We start from the raw sequence: 15,827 nt of genomic DNA, 5'->3' as shown, positions 1-15,827 counted from the left end.
GATGGAATCAATCAACACATCAAGTAGTAAAATGAAAGTGGTATATCATTATCTGATGGTGATAGCCATCGCCATTGCACTATTCGTATTGACCAAAGACATACTCGTGCCCATGGCCTTTGCGGCACTATTTTCAGTTGTATTATTGCCACTAGTAAAGTTTTTCGGAAAAAAGATGGGCGAAATTGCCGCTATCAGCGTCACACTACTTTGTGTTTTGATCTGCTTGTTGTTGATTGGTTGGTTTGTGATTTCTCAGCTTTCAAGTTTGGCGGCCAGTCTGCCAGATCTTGAGCAAAAGTTTTTGAATTTAATTACCGAAATCAGCGATTCACTCAATAGGGTTTTCAAAGTTTCTACCACCGAACAGGTTCAATATTTAAAAGATGGACTTAAAAACATTTCTACATACCTGGGATCCATTTTACTTTCCACTTCTTATTTGGCTTATTTCTTTATTCAGGTGCCAATATACATCTTCCTGTTTCTATTGTACCGTAATCGCTTTAAAGAATTCCTTTTAGCTATTAAACCCGGCTCAGATTTAAAATGGAAAGATGAGATCCAATCCATTGTGCGGGCGTACATTTCTGGCCTAACGCTGGTAGTCCTGATTGCTGGGGTCCTCAATAGCATTGGCTTGCTTGCGCTAGGAATCGATCACGCCATTTTTTTTGGATTTCTTTCAGGGGCCTTAACTATGATTCCTTATGTGGGCATAACGCTTGGAGCCGCGTTGCCTACACTCGTGGCCCTCATCACAAAAGATAGTATTTGGTATGCGGTAGGTGTGGTAGCAGTGCACGGAGTAGTTCAATTTCTGGAAGGTAATTTTATCACACCGAAAATCACCGGCTCAAAAATTTCAATCAATGCGTTGGCCGCGATTGTAGCGTTGTTGGTAGGTGGAAAAATATGGGGCATTGCAGGAATGATATTAGCGGTGCCGGCTGTGGGCGTGTTAAAGATACTCGTTAGCCATTCGAATAGCCTCAGGCCGATTTCTATCTTGTTGGGAGACGAAGCCAATGGAAAATCCGACAACGAAGAAATTCAACCGATTACGAAGGCGTTAGAATAGAATAGAGCGATTTGGTCTATTTGACAACTAATTTTAACCGCTTCGTTTGAGAGCCAACCATCACCGATGTAACATAGAAACCTGGTAGCAGCGGTTGTGTGGAGGTTTTACCTCCACTCGTCCCTTGTCATCAGCTATGGATTGGAAAGAAAATACCAATTGACCAGCACTATTTCGTAGCTCAATCAAGGTTGGTTTGCCGATTTCATCTTTGCCAAGCTGTAAGTTAAATTGATCGGCATCGGTTGGATTTGGAAATACACTCCAAAGATCCGTTCCATCGATTGAAACAGAAACCACATTTGAGTAGGAGAATCTGCCATCAAAATCCGTTTGCTTCAGGCGGTAATATGAAATTCCTTTGAAAGGAGCTGTATCTTTTGAAGAGTAACTGGTTTCCGTCACTTTTGTGCCCATTCCTTTTACCTTCAATACTTCTTCAAATTTTTCTCCACCATTTGAGCGTTCAATAGTAAAGTAATCGTTGTTTAACTCTGAGGCGGTTTTCCAAACTAGCTGAACACTATGATTACTGCTTGATGCAAAAAAACTCACCAATTCCACAGGCAAAACTTGGGCTTCATCTGTAACAGTGAATGTATCCTCTAATGAACTGACCGACACAATTGCGGTTTCACGAAGGGGCGAGGTGGCGGTAAGATTTTGCAAAGTGCCAACTTCTGTCCATCCAGGCCCTGAACTGAATCGATACACTTGAAACTTCTTGGTGGGGTTGGTTACGTTATCAAATGAATCTACCCACTTAAACTGAACATTCCTACTTGCTGTTGGCTCATCGGTGGTTACCTCCCAACTTGCTGCAATGCTTTGATCGGAATTAAAGGTGTTTATACCATCTGGTCCCGTTCTCCTCACCAAAGATACACCCCCCACATCAGCGCCAGTTGGCATACTAAAACCGAGAAAATCGAGAGCATCTGTTCCCACGGTTCGCGAACGCATTTCTGCATACCCGATGATGTGGCTGTTACTGGTCTCAACGGGATTGGCAGCGCTTGAATTAAACCGAATACGACCTGATCCGTTGGTCGTTAAGTTACCTAAAATAAAGTTTGCTGCCGATGTAATTACTATCGTTTGGTTGCCCAGTTCTGCTCCGTTGGTTCGATTAATGGTAAGTGAAGAAATAGTCGGTGCAGAAACAAACATGCCGTCAGGAAGTGTAATGGTAGGACCCGCTTGGTTTGCCGCATTTCCAATCAGGAGTGTCGAATTAGAATTCATCGAAACTTGCCCGTCTGTTTTCACTAACGGTGTGCTGTTGGTGTGTAGGAGCAGGGTGGCGTCATTTGCGTCTAAGAGTCCATTTACAAGGTTTAATTGTCCACCAATCTCGGCCCTACCAGTAGTCGGCAAGAAAATGCTAATCGGATGTGTTGCATTTCCGATCGCCAAAGTCGATCCGTTGTCAATTTGCAACGCGTTGCCGCTTAAACTAGTCAGTGTAATTTCAGAAGGGCCAGTTGTTTTTACAAAACTGTAAGTGCTGTTTCCGGTAACTATAATTTTACCTACAGATGGAGTGTTGGGAGGATTTGTAATGACTTTGTTGGTGGCGCTGGCATTAAAGATTAAAATATCGTCTGTTGCAGTCGTTGTTCGCGCAGGGGTCCAGTTGGCGCTCGCTGTCCAACTTGTGCCAGCTCCGTTCCAAATATAAGTATCTTGACCAATGGCCAAATTGACCAATAAAACAAATGTAGAAAATAACAGGGTGCGCATAAACCTTGGTTTTAAGATAGCAAAATTATGAAATTATGGTTGATGAACCAATAAAAATTAACCAGCCGAAGTTTGCATCAAATATTTCTTTGGCGTAACTCCAAATTTTTTCTTAAAAGCTGCAATAAAATGACTCGGATTGTTGTAACCTACCTGAAAGGCGGCTTCATTGACTAAGTATTTGCCGGAGTCGAGCAGTAGGCGTGATTGGTCCAATTTGTGATCGAGCAAAAAACTGTGTACGGTTTGCCCGTATATCTCCTTAAAACCCACTTTAAGCTGGTGTTCGTTAACACTCACCGCCTTTGCCAATTCCTTCAAGGTAGGCGAGGTTTCCGTGTTTTTCAGCAGGTAGTCTTTGGCTTGCTTGATTTTACGCACGGTTTCTTGATCTTTTAAAAAAGGGCAAGCCTCACTATCTGGCTGCCGATGCGAAAAGTATAGGCTCAACAACTCGTACACTTTGCCTTGGTAAAACAACTTTTGCGCGCTTTCGCTGAGTTGTATGGTAAACAGTTGGTTGAGTACCAACATCAACGAAGCAGGAATATCCTTTTCGTCATAGAATTTTTGGTTGCTGTTGGCCGGATTGAGGATCGGCAGCGCATCGCTCACAAAAAGTTGATGAAGCCTTTGCAGCGAGATGGTCATTAACACCATTTTTGTTTCAGGTGCCAAGGTGAGCGCAAATGGTAGGTCTGTATCAGGATTATAAAAGAAATAGTTTTTCTGTTTGCCAATTTCGCGGCTGTAATGCGGCCCAAAGTGAAAAACAGCGGTGCCCGACAAGCAAAAGTAAAAATGAATAATTCCTTTGCTGATTTTGTGGCTAACCGACTGCGGTGTCACAGTATCATTTTCCGTCAGTGCCAACGTGATATCGTCTTTTTCATACAGTAAGCTAAAACTTCCGTTTTGTGTATTTTCTTGGATGAATGGGTGTGTAACAGAATCTCTCATAATCAAAAAATGACAAAAATCATGTTCTTAAATGGTATTTAATCCACTTTTTTGGTCAAAAGTATCTAAAAAATGAAAACAAATGATAGACTGGCATTAATTGTTCTTTTTTGGGTATTTTTTGGAATGCTGGCCTCACATATTTGCACCCGTGTTTAGGTATTTACTTCGCTTGGTGGCTTTTGTTTCGTGCATGGGGTGCGTGATGCCATTGCGTGCGCAAGATGATTCCACCAAAGTGCGCGAATTAGAAGAAGTAGTGATTACCGCCACCCGAAGCGAGCGCACGATGGGTTCTTTGCCGATGCCTGTTACGCTTATCCAAACACCCATGATCAAGACCATGGGCTCCGTTCGACTCAATGATGTCCTTACTGAGCAAACGGGTTTGGTGGTAGTGCCACAAATAAATGGGCAGGGCAACGGCATCCAAATACAAGGTTTCAATCCTGACTACACATTGATATTGATTGACGGAGAACCTCTGATCGGAAGATATACCGGTTCACTTGAACTTTCGCGATTGACGGTTGGCAACATCAAGCAGGTAGAGATTGTGAAAGGCCCATCGTCCAGTTTGTATGGATCGGAGGCATTGGCGGGAGTCATCAACATCATCACCGAAAAACCTACTGCCAATACCGGAAAGTTTGCAATGAGGTACGGAACAAATAATACACTCGATTTAAACGCGACCGCTGGATTGGTAGGGAGCAAATGGAGTGCCTCTGTTTTTGCCAACCGATACAGCACCGATGGTTATGACTTATCACCACAGAATTATGGTAAAACCGTTTCGCCTTTTCGGAATTATACCTTGGGCAGCCGAGTGGAATACAAATTCAACAGCCGAACAACCCTATCAGTTGGAGGAAGGTATTTTGGCGAAAAGCAGGATTATAATTTTGATGTCTTAAGCAATGGTCAATCCGTTCGCACTTATGGAAATGGAAAAGTAACCGATTGGAATTTCAATCCGGTAATCACCCACCGCTTTAGCGAGAACTTTAAAGCAGTAGCACGCTATTACACTACCCAATATTCAACTTCTACCGACTTGCGAAGGCAACGCGATGACAGCCTAACGTACCAAGACGATTTTAACCAACGATTTTCGCGGTATGAGTTAAATGGCGAATACTTTTTAAATGATCAACACCTATCAACAGTAGGTGCAGGGTTTATTGATGAATCGGTGAATACATCCCGCTACGCGAACGGCAGGCAAGAATCCCAACAAACCAAGTATTTATTTATTCAACACGAGTGGACGCCATTATCTGCTCTTACGTTAATAGGAGGAGCGCGCTACGACAATAACTCGATTTATGGAGATCAATTTAGCCCCAAGTTTTCGGCTCGTTACCAAGTTTCCAAGCAATTGATATTCAAAGCATCCATGGGTGTGGGGTTCAAGGCTCCTGACTTTCGTCAATTATATTATAACTTCAACAATGCAGCGGGTGGAGGGTACACGGTTTTGGGCACATCGGTTGTAAAAACCCGAATTCAGGATTTTGAACGGCAAGGCTTGATTGCTAGTTACCTATTCGATCCAGCAAAGCTTGGGAATTTAGAGGCAGAGAAATCACTATCATTCAACTTTGGCGCAAAAGTTGAGCTTCTACCATCGCTCTGGTGGGATGTTAATTTGTTTCGCAATACCATTGACAACTTGATTGACATTCAGCCCATCGCTTTAACTACTGCCAACCAAACAATTTACAGTTATCGAAATATAAAAAGAGCCCTTACACAAGGTGTTGAAACAGATTTATCGTATCCAATCACTAGCCAAATCTCCTTATCGGTGGGGTATCAGCTTTTGTATGCCAAAGATAGAAATGTGATGGATGCGATTGATAGAGGCGAAGTATTTTGGCGTGACCCAACTACTTTCCAAACTCAACGACTAACTCAAAATGAATATTTTGGGTTGTACAATCGCTCTCGCCATACAGGCAACTTCAAAGTTTTTTATCGCGATGTAAAAACAGGTTGGGAGGGAAGCGTTCGTATTATTTATCGCGGCAAGTTTGGTGTGGGCGATGTGCAAGGCAACATCCAAGGAGAAACCATTCCTGCATCGGATCGAAATAACAACAGCATTTTGGATGTGTACGACAGTTTTGTTCCCGGCTATGCGTTAGTCAACCTCTCGATGGCAAAACAATTTGACCAACTTCGTTTGCAATTTGGTATTGACAACCTGTTCGATTACACCAATCCAATTTTTATACCCAATCTTCCGGGTCGCTTGATTTATGGAAGTGTTTCTTTCTCCTTATTCGAAAAATCTAAAATCCAATAAATGTATATGAAGTCTATCTTTTCATTCGCTAGCATCGTAATCATCACCTTATTTTTTTCATCATGCGATAAATCAACAACTGCCCCAGCACCCCTTAACTCAGTAACATTTCCTGATCTAAATGCAGATTATGCGCCTTTGGTATTTGGCTCAAATCCCGCCATTCCCCCCACTCGCCCAGCCGAGAAAAAAAAATATACCCTTTTTAGTTTTAAGACTGGTGGGATCGTTGTCAACGTAGACAGTGCTACTAATAAATGGGATATCGGCTTTCAGGCAACCTCGATTATTTTTAACAGCGGCACTAGCGGCCCGGGCATGACTCAAGGGCAAATATTAAGTGGAATATTTAGCGAAATTGTTACTGCACCCTTAGATGGCTACACTTCCGATAACAAAACGACCAACACATTCGTCATTTCGGCACGAGCGCTAACCGCTGGCGCAGCAACTACCAATCAGTGGTGGCAAAATTCTGGTGCAGCCAACTCCACCGTTGTTTCTCCAATTGCAGGTCGGGTAATTCTGATAAAAACTGCAGAAGGCAGATACGCCAAAATGGAAATACTAAGTTATTACAAAGGCGCACCAGTTGCCCCAAACAATGCAACTGATCTAGATAGGCATTACACATTTCGCTATGTCTATCAACCGGCTGCCAGCACTAGCTTGAAATAATTAAAAAAAAATTTCATGAATAGGTTGATTCAGGTAAATGGTACTGCTTTCAAACTTGTCAGATTACAAAACAAGCCGTAACATTGCAGTCCTTTTGAGACACTATTGCTCAAGGGCCCATAGCTCAGCTGGTTAGAGCACCTGACTCATAATCAGGGGGTCGCTGGATCGTGCCCAGCTGGGCCCACTTTCAAAAGTTTTTCATTTTTTTGATGATAGGATGTTATATCATTTACAGCGAAAAATTGAAAAGATTTTATGTCGGTTCCCTGCAAGAGAGTTTAGAAAAGCCGAATTCAGAGGCACAATAACCATTTCTACGGAACAAGTAAATTCACTTCCAAGGCGACTGATTGGAAGTTATTTTTATTCATTGAATGTGAATGTTATTCGCAAGCCATTGCAATAGAACGACATATCAAAAGGATGAAAAGCTCTGTTTATATCCACAACTTGGATAAATATTCACAAATGCAGCAAAAGCTTAAAGCAAAGTACAAACGCACCTGACTCCCCCGATAATTATCGGGGCAGGGGTCGCTGGATCGTGCCCAGCTGGGCCCACTTTCAAAATTTTTTCATTTTTTTGATGATAGGATGTTATATCATTTACAGCGAAAAATTGAAAAGATTTTATGTCGGTGCCCTACAAGAGAGTTTAGAAAGCCGAATTCAGAGGCACAATAACCATTTCTACGGAACAAGTAAATTCACTTCCAAGGCGACTGATTGGAAGTTATTTTTATTCATTGAATGTGAATGTTATTCGCAAGCCATTGCAATAGAACGACATATCAAAAGGATGAAAAGCTCTGTTTATATCCACAACTTGGATAAATATTCACAAATGCAGCAAAAGCTTAAAGCAAAGTACAAACGCACCTGACTCCCCCGATAATTATCGGGGCAGGGGGTCGCTGGATCGTGCCCAGCTGGGCCCACAAGAATAATTACTTTTGAAGCGGCCTTTAAGCCGCTTTTTTGTTGTACGATTATTCCCATCTTGCAAATCCATGCGTACTTTTCAACTACACACCTTAAAAAATGGCATTCGCGTAGTGCACAATCAAGTAACCTCTACCAAAATTGTGCATTGCGGTATCATGCTTGATATTGGCAGTCGCGATGAGACACAGGCCAACCAAGGCATTGCCCACTTTTGGGAGCATATGGCTTTTAAGGGAACTAAAAAGAGAAAGGCTTTTCATATTCTCAATCGATTGGAAACCTTGGGTGGCGAATTGAACGCCTACACAGACAAAGAAAAGATTTTATTTTACGCCTCGCTGCGCACCGAGTATGCCGAGCGTGCCATCGATTTATTGGCGGACATCACTTTTGAATCCGTTTTTCCCACCCAACAAATTGAACGCGAACGAAAGGTGATCTTAGAAGAAATGTCGATGTATCACGATGATCCCGAAGATTCGCTGCAAGACGAGTTTGATCAACTGATTTTTGGCCAGCACCCATTGGGTATGAAAATCTTAGGCTCCGAAAAAACGGTGAGCTCCTTTAAGCGGCCTGATTTTTTGAGGTTTTTGAAGGGGCATTTGGATACACGAAAGATTGTATTCAGTTGTGTAGGCGATATGCCAATGGAAAAAGTAATGGAGTTGGCAGAAAAGTATTTTGGCCATATTCCAAAATTGATTTCGCACACCAAACGAAAAAAGTTTTCGGGCTATCGGCCACAAGAATTGGAAATCGAAAGAGCGGTAAAGCAAGCACGTTGTGCCATTGGTCGGCCTTCGTATAAGCTATCAGACGAAAAGCGCAGCCCTTTCTATATGCTCACCAGTATTTTGGGTGGAGCCGGCATGAACTCTCGGTTGAATTTGGCTTTGCGCGAGAAGCGTGGTTATGTGTACAGCATCGGCTCTCAGTTTGTGCCCTTTACCGACACGGGGATATTTGTCACTTCGTTTGGAACGGAGCCATCACAGTTGAAAAAAAGCATTGAATTGGTAAAAGAAGAGTTTCACAAGCTTTGCGATTCGCCCCTAGGCACGAAACAACTATCCAACAGCAAAGAGCAACTGTTGGGCCAGATTGCCATGGCCGAAGAGAGTAACATTAGTTTTATGACGATGATGGCCCGTAACTTATTGGATTTAGGAAGAGTGATTACGTTTGAGGAAATTCAAGAACGCATTCGCCAAACCACAGCTTTTCAGTTGCAGACCTTAGCCAACGAGATGTTTGATACCAACCAATTAAGTTATTTGTGGATGGTTCCCAAAAGTTGATTTTAGAATTATGGTTTTAGATTTTAGATTTGATGTACGATAAGTTTCTGCTTCGATGAAAAACGTACTTTTTTTTCTATTCATGATTTCCCAAAGCCTGTTGGCACAACAGCGCAACTACGATACGTTGCCCAATTTGCCCGAGCATTATGTCAAGCGAATAGCTGTCTTTAAAAAACAACCTGTCTCTACCGAAAAAGTAATTATGCTTGGCAACAGCATTACCGAAGGAGGAGATTGGAAAAAATTGTTGACCGACACTACGATTATCAACCATGGCATTTCAGGTGATGTTACCTTTGGCGTTTTGAACCGGTTGGATGAGATTACCAAAAGGAAACCATCAAAAGTTTTTTTAATGATTGGCATCAACGACCTATCCCGAAACACACCCACCGAAGTGATTATTGAAAATATCTTCAATATTACTTATCGCATTCGTGCGGCCTCGCCAAAAACACAGTTTTTTGTGCAGAGCATTTTGCCGCTCAACGAAAGTTTCCAAAATTTCCCCACGCAGTTCAGAGGCAAACAAGAGCAAGTAATCCATATCAACACCAAGTTGAAAAAGTATGCTGATAAAATGAAGTACACGTATATTGATTTGCACAGTAAGTTTACCAACAAGGACGGAAACTTAGAAGCGAAGTATGCAACGGATGGCCTTCATTTAACAGCCGCGGGTTACCAAAACTGGTCGAGTATTTTAAAACCATATCTAAAAAATAAATAGCATGTTCAATTTAGATTTATCAGCCTCCAAGCCAAAAGCAGAAGTAATGAATTCCATTGAGGAAAAATTACTGGAAGTGGATTTAACCATTGCCGCGCACGATTTTACTCGACCATGGGGCGGATTTTTTGTGATTGAGGAGAACTTAGCACCACGATTTATAAAATTGTTTTTTCCACATCTCAGCGCGGCCGATTTAATGATTGGTGGAAAGTTAAGCCCCAAGATTTTGGTGGTGGCCCCCAAGCAGCGCTTGTCGTGGCAATATCATTTTCGCAGGGCAGAGATTTGGAAATTAGTAAGTGGCGTGGCCGGAGTGGTGACCAGCGAAACGGATGTGCAAGGAGAAGTGAAGACATTGGCGATGGGCGAGATTGTAAAATTGAAACAAGGGCAGCGCCATCGATTGGTAGGTACCGATGGATGGGGAATGATTGCAGAGATTTGGCAGCACACCGATGCTGCAAACCCAAGCAATGAAGATGACATTGTGCGATTGCAAGATGATTTTGGAAGATAAAGTTTTGGAGTTTGGTTAGCAATCCTTTCCTTCAGCATCGCATGACTCGCTATTGCTGGTAGTTGCAAAAAGTTGTTCAAACACTTCTACAAAAACAGATGTGGGCTGTGCAGGTATTCCTTGACACGTATTGAGTATAAAATTTGGCAATAAAAAACCCCGAAGCAACTGCCCCGGGGTACTCTCTAATTGCAAGCGGAGAGAATGTTTTTTTGGTTATTCGTTGCTAGTTGTCGGTTCTTGGCATGAAAGCCAACAACCATCAACGAACAACTATCAACCAATTAATAACGATAATAATCAGGTTTAAACGGACCATTTACATTTACACCAATGTATTTGGCCTGCTCGGGTGAAAGCACTTCTAGCTCAACCCCAATTTTCTTTAAGTGCAAGCGAGCTACTTTCTCATCCAAATGTTTGGGCAGCATGTACACTTTGTTTTCGTATTTGTCGCTGTTCTGCCATAACTCTAACTGAGCCAATGTTTGGTTACTGAATGAGTTAGACATTACAAATGATGGGTGACCGGTAGCACAACCTAAATTTACCAAACGCCCTTCTGCCAACAGAATAACTTGGCGGTCATTTTTCAGTGTATACAAGTCAACTTGTGGCTTTACTTCATCTTTGCTGGCGTTTTTGTTCAACCAAGCCACATCAATTTCATTATCGAAGTGACCGATGTTACATACAATCACTTTGTCTTTCATGTTTTCGAAATGACGGCCCAACACAATGCCTGCGTTACCCGTGGCAGTTACCACAATATCCGCGTCCTTTATCGCATCGTCCATACGCTTTACAGCGAAGCCATCCATGGCTGCTTGTAATGCACAGATAGGATCAATCTCCGTAACGATTACCCGTGCACCTGCTCCACGCAACGAAGCAGCAGAACCTTTGCCCACATCGCCATAACCTGCTACCACCGCTACTTTACCGGCCATCATCACATCGGTGGCTCTGCGAATAGCATCTACCAATGATTCTTTGCAACCGTATTTGTTATCGAATTTTGATTTGGTTACTGAGTCGTTGATGTTGATAGCTGGCAATGGTAATTTGCCCGCATGCATACGCTCAATCAAGCGGTGAACCCCTGTAGTGGTTTCTTCTGAAATTCCTTTAATGCCCGCGACTAACTCAGGGTTTTTATCCAACACCATGTTGGTCAAGTCGCCACCATCATCCAAAATCATGTTCAATGGCTTGCCATCTTTGAACGCATATAACGTTTGCTCAATGCACCAATCAAACTCTTGCTCGTTCATTCCTTTCCAAGCATACACAGGGATGCCCGCTGCTGCAATAGCTGCCGCTGCGTGGTCTTGTGTAGAGAAAATATTGCAAGAAGACCATGACACTTCTGCACCTAACTCAACCAATGTTTCAATCAATACAGCCGTTTGGATGGTCATGTGCAAACAACCCGCAATGCGCGCGCCTTCCAAAGGCTTTTGTTTGCCATATTCTTCGCGGATGGCCATTAAACCGGGCATTTCGGCCTCGGCCAATTTAATTTCTTTTCGGCCCCAAGCGGCCAACGACATGTCTTTTACTTTGTAAGCGGGTTTTTCTGCTACCATGATGTATTCTTGTTTTTAAAATTGGTGCAAAAGTACAATAAAGACGGGGAATGGAAAGGAATCTTTCGATTAAGAAATAACCAGCGGGAAGTTCACTCTTTAGACGGGAGCTGCTTTTTGCGCTGATAATCGGCCATTTCTATGGCTGACTTTAGCATTCCAACAAACCCAACGCCCAATGCTATTAGTCCGAAGCCAAGTTCTTGCAAAAACTTGATCGAACCAAAAAGTCCAATTAAGCCAAGTGTAAGGTAGATCACAGTTTGAGTGACCATGATCCACAAGAAAAATTTTGTCTTTCGCGGATTGTCATAAATGCGTTGCGAAAATTTGTTCTGCACTTTGGTGGTATCTTGCAGCGTAGAAAGGCTTGTTCAAGAGGAATCGCAAAAAGGAAAGTAGAAACAGTGGATAGCGGAATTGATCAAAAGATGATTTTCCCATTTTGCTCATCTCTCTTTTTTGGGGTATTGCTATCTGTGTGTTGGGCATTTCAATCGCCCTTTTCCTGAAAAAGTTGGCGGATGACATCTTGCCCAAAGAAAACAACCAGAAACTGTGGTTGAGTTTAATAGAACAATAAGCAAGATTACCGATATTAGTGCCCAAAATTTCCATGTACGATGAATGAATGCCGTGCGCTGCGCTTTTACTTTTTGATTTTTTTTGCGCTTATTGTTCAACACACACTTGGCCAAAACGCCCAACGGGAAATGCGTTTTGAGCACCTCTCATTGGAGCAAGGGTTGTCTCAAAGTTCAGCCCTTAGCGTTTTGCAAGACCGGCAAGGATTTATATGGATTGGAACACATGACGGGCTCAATTGCTATGATGGCTACCGCTTTACCGTTTACCGAAATGATGCCATGGATAGCACCTCTATCAGTGGCTACCCTATTTATTCCCTATGTGAAGACCGCTCTGGCTCGCTCTGGGTAGGCACGTTTGGCGGAGGGCTGAACAAATTTGACCCTGCAACCAAATCATTCGAGCTTTTTACAAACCACCCCAATGAGCCCAATAGCCTTAGCAACAATAATGTCAGGTCAATTTTTCAAGACCGCGGGGGTTCCCTTTGGATCGGAACAGATGGTGGTCTCAACAAATTTGAGCCCAATACCAAGACTTTTGAACATTTCACCAATGATGCAAAGAACACGCATAGCCTAAGTGGCAATCTTGTTTCTTCAATCTATCAAGACCGATCGGGCTCGCTTTGGGTTGGCACGAGTGGTCGTGGGTTGAACAAGTATGAGCCTACAACCCAGTCCTTTGAGCATTTCACCAACAATCCTGAGAACCCGAATAGTCTGAGTAATAATTCCATCAATTCAATCTACCAAGACCGATCGGGTTCGCTTTGGGTTGGCACGAATGGTGGGGGCCTGAACAAATTCAATCCTATGGCCAGGTCTTTTGAGCGTATAACCAATGATCCCAAGAATCCGAATAGCCTAAGTAACAATACGGTTGCTTCAATCTACCAAGACCGCTCAGGCTCGCTTTTGGTCGGTAATTATGGTGGTGGTCTGAACAAATTTGATCCCACCACCAAACTTTTTGAGCGTTTCACCAACCACCTTAATAACCCACATAGTCTAAGTAACAATTTGGTTACTTCAATATACCAATGCTCCTCAGGCGAGCTTTGGGTAGGTACATTGGGTGGCGGTCTCAATAAGTTTAACCCCACCACCAAACATTTTGAACATTTCACCAATGATCGCAATAACCCACTGAGCCTTAGTAACAATATGGTTGTTTCAATCTGTCAAGTTCGGTCAGGCGAGTTTTGGATTGGCACACAAAATGGCCTCAACAAGTTTAACTCTAAAATGAAATCCTTTGAGCGTTACACAAATGACCCCAAGAACCCACATAGCCTGAGTAACAATAATGTTGTTTCAATCTATCAAGACCGTTCAGGCTTGCTTTGGATTGGCACGAAAGGTGGTGGTCTCAATAAGTTTGACCCCACAATGAGATCTTTTGAACACTACACAAATGATACCAAGAACCCCCATAGCCTGAGTAATAATTTTGTCTATTCAATATATCAGGACCGCAGGGGCTTGCTTTGGGTTGGCACGTCAGATGGCCTGAACAAATTCGATCCCTTAACCAAAACGTTTGAGCGGTTCACCAACAAAGCTACAGACCCGCACAGCCTCAGTAGTAAAAACATCCTTTCAATCTATGAAGACCGCTCCGGCTCGCTTTGGATCGGTACATACGGAGGCGGCCTCAATAAGCTTGACCAAACGACCCAATCCTTTACATCTTTTACCATAAAGGACGGCCTCCCCAATGACTGTGTGTATGGCATCTTGGAAGATACGCATGGCAATCTTTGGCTCAGCACCAATAAGGGGCTCTGTAAGTTTAATCCCAAATCCCTTACTGTTCACAATTATAATATAACGGATGGGTTACAAAGCAACGAATTCAATTCGGGAGCTTACCACAAGGGGCAAGACGGCAAGTTTTATTTCGGTGGGATCAATGGCTTCAATGCCTTTTTTCCCGATAGCATCAAGGACAATCCATACTTACCGCCCATCGCCATCACCGATTTTAAGATCTTTGACAAAAGTGCCAATTACGGATTAATCCCCCACGATATAGTTCTCAACTACGACCAGAACTTTTTCAGCTTCGAGTTCAGCGCCCTCAATTTTATCCTGCCCGAAAAGAACCAATATGCCTACCAAATGGTGGGTTTTGATAAAGATTGGATTTACTCGGGCACGCGCAGATATGCCAGCTATACGAACCTGGATCCGGGTACTTATACCTTCCGCGTAAAGGACTCCAACAACGATGGGGTTTGGAACGAACAGGGCATCAGCATAAACGTGGTGATCAACCCTCCGTGGTGGCTTACGTGGTGGTTCCGAGGAGCACTTATTGTCGGCTTGGCAACAACAGTTATCGGGATCTACCTGGTTCGCACCCGACAGATCCGGCAGACCAACCGAAGGCTCAAGGCTATGGTAGAGGAAAGGACAAAGGAACTCGAAACTAAAAATGGAGAGCTCAAAGAAAAAAACGAAGAGATAGCCGCCCAGAACGAGGAACTGGTTCAGAGCGAGGAGGAAATATCCTCCCAGCGAGATCAATTGGCTGCCCAAAACGAGGAACTGCATCTAAGTCGAGAAGAACTTGCCAGCCAGAACGAAAAACTACAGGACGCCCAGTCGGTGATAGAAGAGCAAAACCAGAATTTGGAAGGGGAAGTGGCCAAGCGCACCCTTGAACTGACCGTACAGAACCAACAACTGGAACAGTTCGCCTTCATTGCCTCCCACAACCTGCGCGGCCCGGTGGCGCGCATGTTGGGTCTGGGAAAGCTTGTTGGTGCCGGGGCCATTGCCGACAACGAGAAGGAGTATGTGATGAACAACCTATTGGAAAACACCAAAGAACTGGACACGGTGGTGCGCGACCTGTCGCATATCCTGGACATACGAAACACCCAGCAACAGATAACCACCACCGACCTTGCCAAAGAGCTTGCCCTTGCCGAGCACACACTGGCGGCAGAAATCGCTGAGGCTGGCGCAGTGGTGATGGCAGACTTCGCCCAACTGGAAAGCCTTGAGACCGTTCGCCCCTACATCCAGAGCATCTTCTTGAACTTGCTGGACAACGCGATCAAATACAGGGACCCGGAAAGGCCGTTGGTGGTGAGAGTGAAATCTCAGGCAGAGGGCAAGTTTGCCCGTATCAGCTTTGCCGATAATGGATTGGGGATAAACATGGAAAGAGATGGAGGGAAATTGTTTACCTTGTATGCCCGTTTTCATTTCGATGTAAAGGGCAAGGGGATGAGTCTTTTTTTGGTAAAGACCCAACTGGAGGCCATGGGCGGCAGGATAGAGGCAGAGAGCACGGTGGGCAAAGGAACAACGTTCAACTTGTATTTAAAGATGGAAGGGAAATAAGACTGAATTAATTTTTTGA

13 protein-coding genes and 1 tRNA gene are annotated in these 15,827 nt (G+C 43.5%); 10 read left to right on the top strand and 4 right to left on the bottom strand.

The annotated features are described in order from the left end of the window. The first annotated feature begins 1 nt into the window (after position 1). Complete coding sequence (locus tag KA713_06375) at positions 2 to 1,081, top strand: AI-2E family transporter (GenBank protein ID UXE68204.1); 1,080 nt, start codon at positions 2 to 4, stop codon at positions 1,079 to 1,081. Between the two features lie 60 nt (positions 1,082 to 1,141). Here the strand turns inward: KA713_06375 and KA713_06370 are convergent, their stop codons facing one another. Both KA713_06370 and KA713_06365 read right to left on the bottom strand, forming a co-directional pair. After that, positions 1,142 to 2,824: a hypothetical protein gene (locus KA713_06370; GenBank protein UXE68203.1), complete on the bottom strand. Its 1,683-nt coding sequence runs from the start codon at positions 2,822 to 2,824 to the stop codon at positions 1,142 to 1,144. A 57-nt stretch (positions 2,825 to 2,881) separates the two neighbouring features. Further along, the gene (locus KA713_06365) at positions 2,882 to 3,784 is read right to left on the bottom strand and encodes a helix-turn-helix transcriptional regulator (GenBank protein ID UXE68202.1); all 903 of its coding nucleotides are present in this window, start codon (positions 3,782 to 3,784) and stop codon (positions 2,882 to 2,884) included. Between the two features lie 193 nt (positions 3,785 to 3,977). On the opposite strand from KA713_06365, the gene KA713_06360 reads away from it, so the two are divergent. The 8 genes from KA713_06360 to KA713_06325 all read left to right on the top strand — a co-directional run bounded on the left by KA713_06360 (position 3,978) and on the right by KA713_06325 (position 10,275). After that, positions 3,978 to 6,095 carry a TonB-dependent receptor gene (locus KA713_06360; GenBank protein ID UXE69053.1) on the top strand — a complete coding sequence of 706 codons (2,118 nt, stop codon included), beginning with the start codon at positions 3,978 to 3,980 and terminating at the stop codon, positions 6,093 to 6,095. 6 nt (positions 6,096 to 6,101) lie between these two features. Beyond that, positions 6,102 to 6,773 carry an HmuY family protein gene (locus tag KA713_06355; GenBank protein UXE68201.1) on the top strand — a complete coding sequence of 224 codons (672 nt, stop codon included), beginning with the start codon at positions 6,102 to 6,104 and terminating at the stop codon, positions 6,771 to 6,773. A 113-nt stretch (positions 6,774 to 6,886) separates the two neighbouring features. Further along, positions 6,887 to 6,960, top strand: a tRNA-Ile gene (locus tag KA713_06350). Positions 6,961 to 7,067: 107 nt separating this feature from the next. Then, positions 7,068 to 7,283 (top strand): GIY-YIG nuclease family protein, encoded by a 216-nt coding sequence (locus KA713_06345; protein UXE69052.1) that lies wholly within the window; start codon positions 7,068 to 7,070, stop codon positions 7,281 to 7,283. A 79-nt stretch (positions 7,284 to 7,362) separates the two neighbouring features. Beyond that, on the top strand, positions 7,363 to 7,659 hold the full coding sequence (locus tag KA713_06340) for a GIY-YIG nuclease family protein (protein UXE68200.1): 297 nt from the start codon (positions 7,363 to 7,365) through the stop codon (positions 7,657 to 7,659). A gap of 127 nt (positions 7,660 to 7,786) precedes the next feature. Next, positions 7,787 to 9,022: an insulinase family protein gene (locus KA713_06335; GenBank protein ID UXE68199.1), complete on the top strand. Its 1,236-nt coding sequence runs from the start codon at positions 7,787 to 7,789 to the stop codon at positions 9,020 to 9,022. A 55-nt stretch (positions 9,023 to 9,077) separates the two neighbouring features. Next, positions 9,078 to 9,755 (top strand): hypothetical protein, encoded by a 678-nt coding sequence (locus tag KA713_06330; GenBank protein ID UXE68198.1) that lies wholly within the window; start codon positions 9,078 to 9,080, stop codon positions 9,753 to 9,755. A gap of 1 nt (position 9,756) precedes the next feature. Further along, on the top strand, positions 9,757 to 10,275 hold the full coding sequence (locus KA713_06325) for a phosphoheptose isomerase (protein UXE68197.1): 519 nt from the start codon (positions 9,757 to 9,759) through the stop codon (positions 10,273 to 10,275). A gap of 284 nt (positions 10,276 to 10,559) precedes the next feature. Here KA713_06325 and KA713_06320 read toward each other — a convergent pair whose 3' ends face one another. Next, the gene (locus tag KA713_06320) at positions 10,560 to 11,864 is read right to left on the bottom strand and encodes an adenosylhomocysteinase (GenBank protein UXE68196.1); all 1,305 of its coding nucleotides are present in this window, start codon (positions 11,862 to 11,864) and stop codon (positions 10,560 to 10,562) included. Between the two features lie 92 nt (positions 11,865 to 11,956). Further along, the gene (locus KA713_06315; GenBank protein UXE68195.1) at positions 11,957 to 12,205 is read right to left on the bottom strand and encodes a hypothetical protein; all 249 of its coding nucleotides are present in this window, start codon (positions 12,203 to 12,205) and stop codon (positions 11,957 to 11,959) included. Positions 12,206 to 12,577: 372 nt separating this feature from the next. Here KA713_06315 and KA713_06310 point away from each other — a divergent pair, with 372 nt between their 5' ends. Then, the gene (locus KA713_06310) at positions 12,578 to 15,808 is read left to right on the top strand and encodes a hypothetical protein (protein UXE68194.1); all 3,231 of its coding nucleotides are present in this window, start codon (positions 12,578 to 12,580) and stop codon (positions 15,806 to 15,808) included. Positions 15,809 to 15,827 lie beyond the last annotated feature (19 nt).

The sequence above is a fragment of the Chryseotalea sp. WA131a genome (assembly GCA_025370075.1).
GTDB lineage: Bacteria > Bacteroidota > Bacteroidia > Cytophagales > Cyclobacteriaceae > ELB16-189.
The sequence above is the reverse complement of the archived record's forward strand: the minus strand, read 5'-3'. Positions and strand labels throughout refer to the sequence as shown.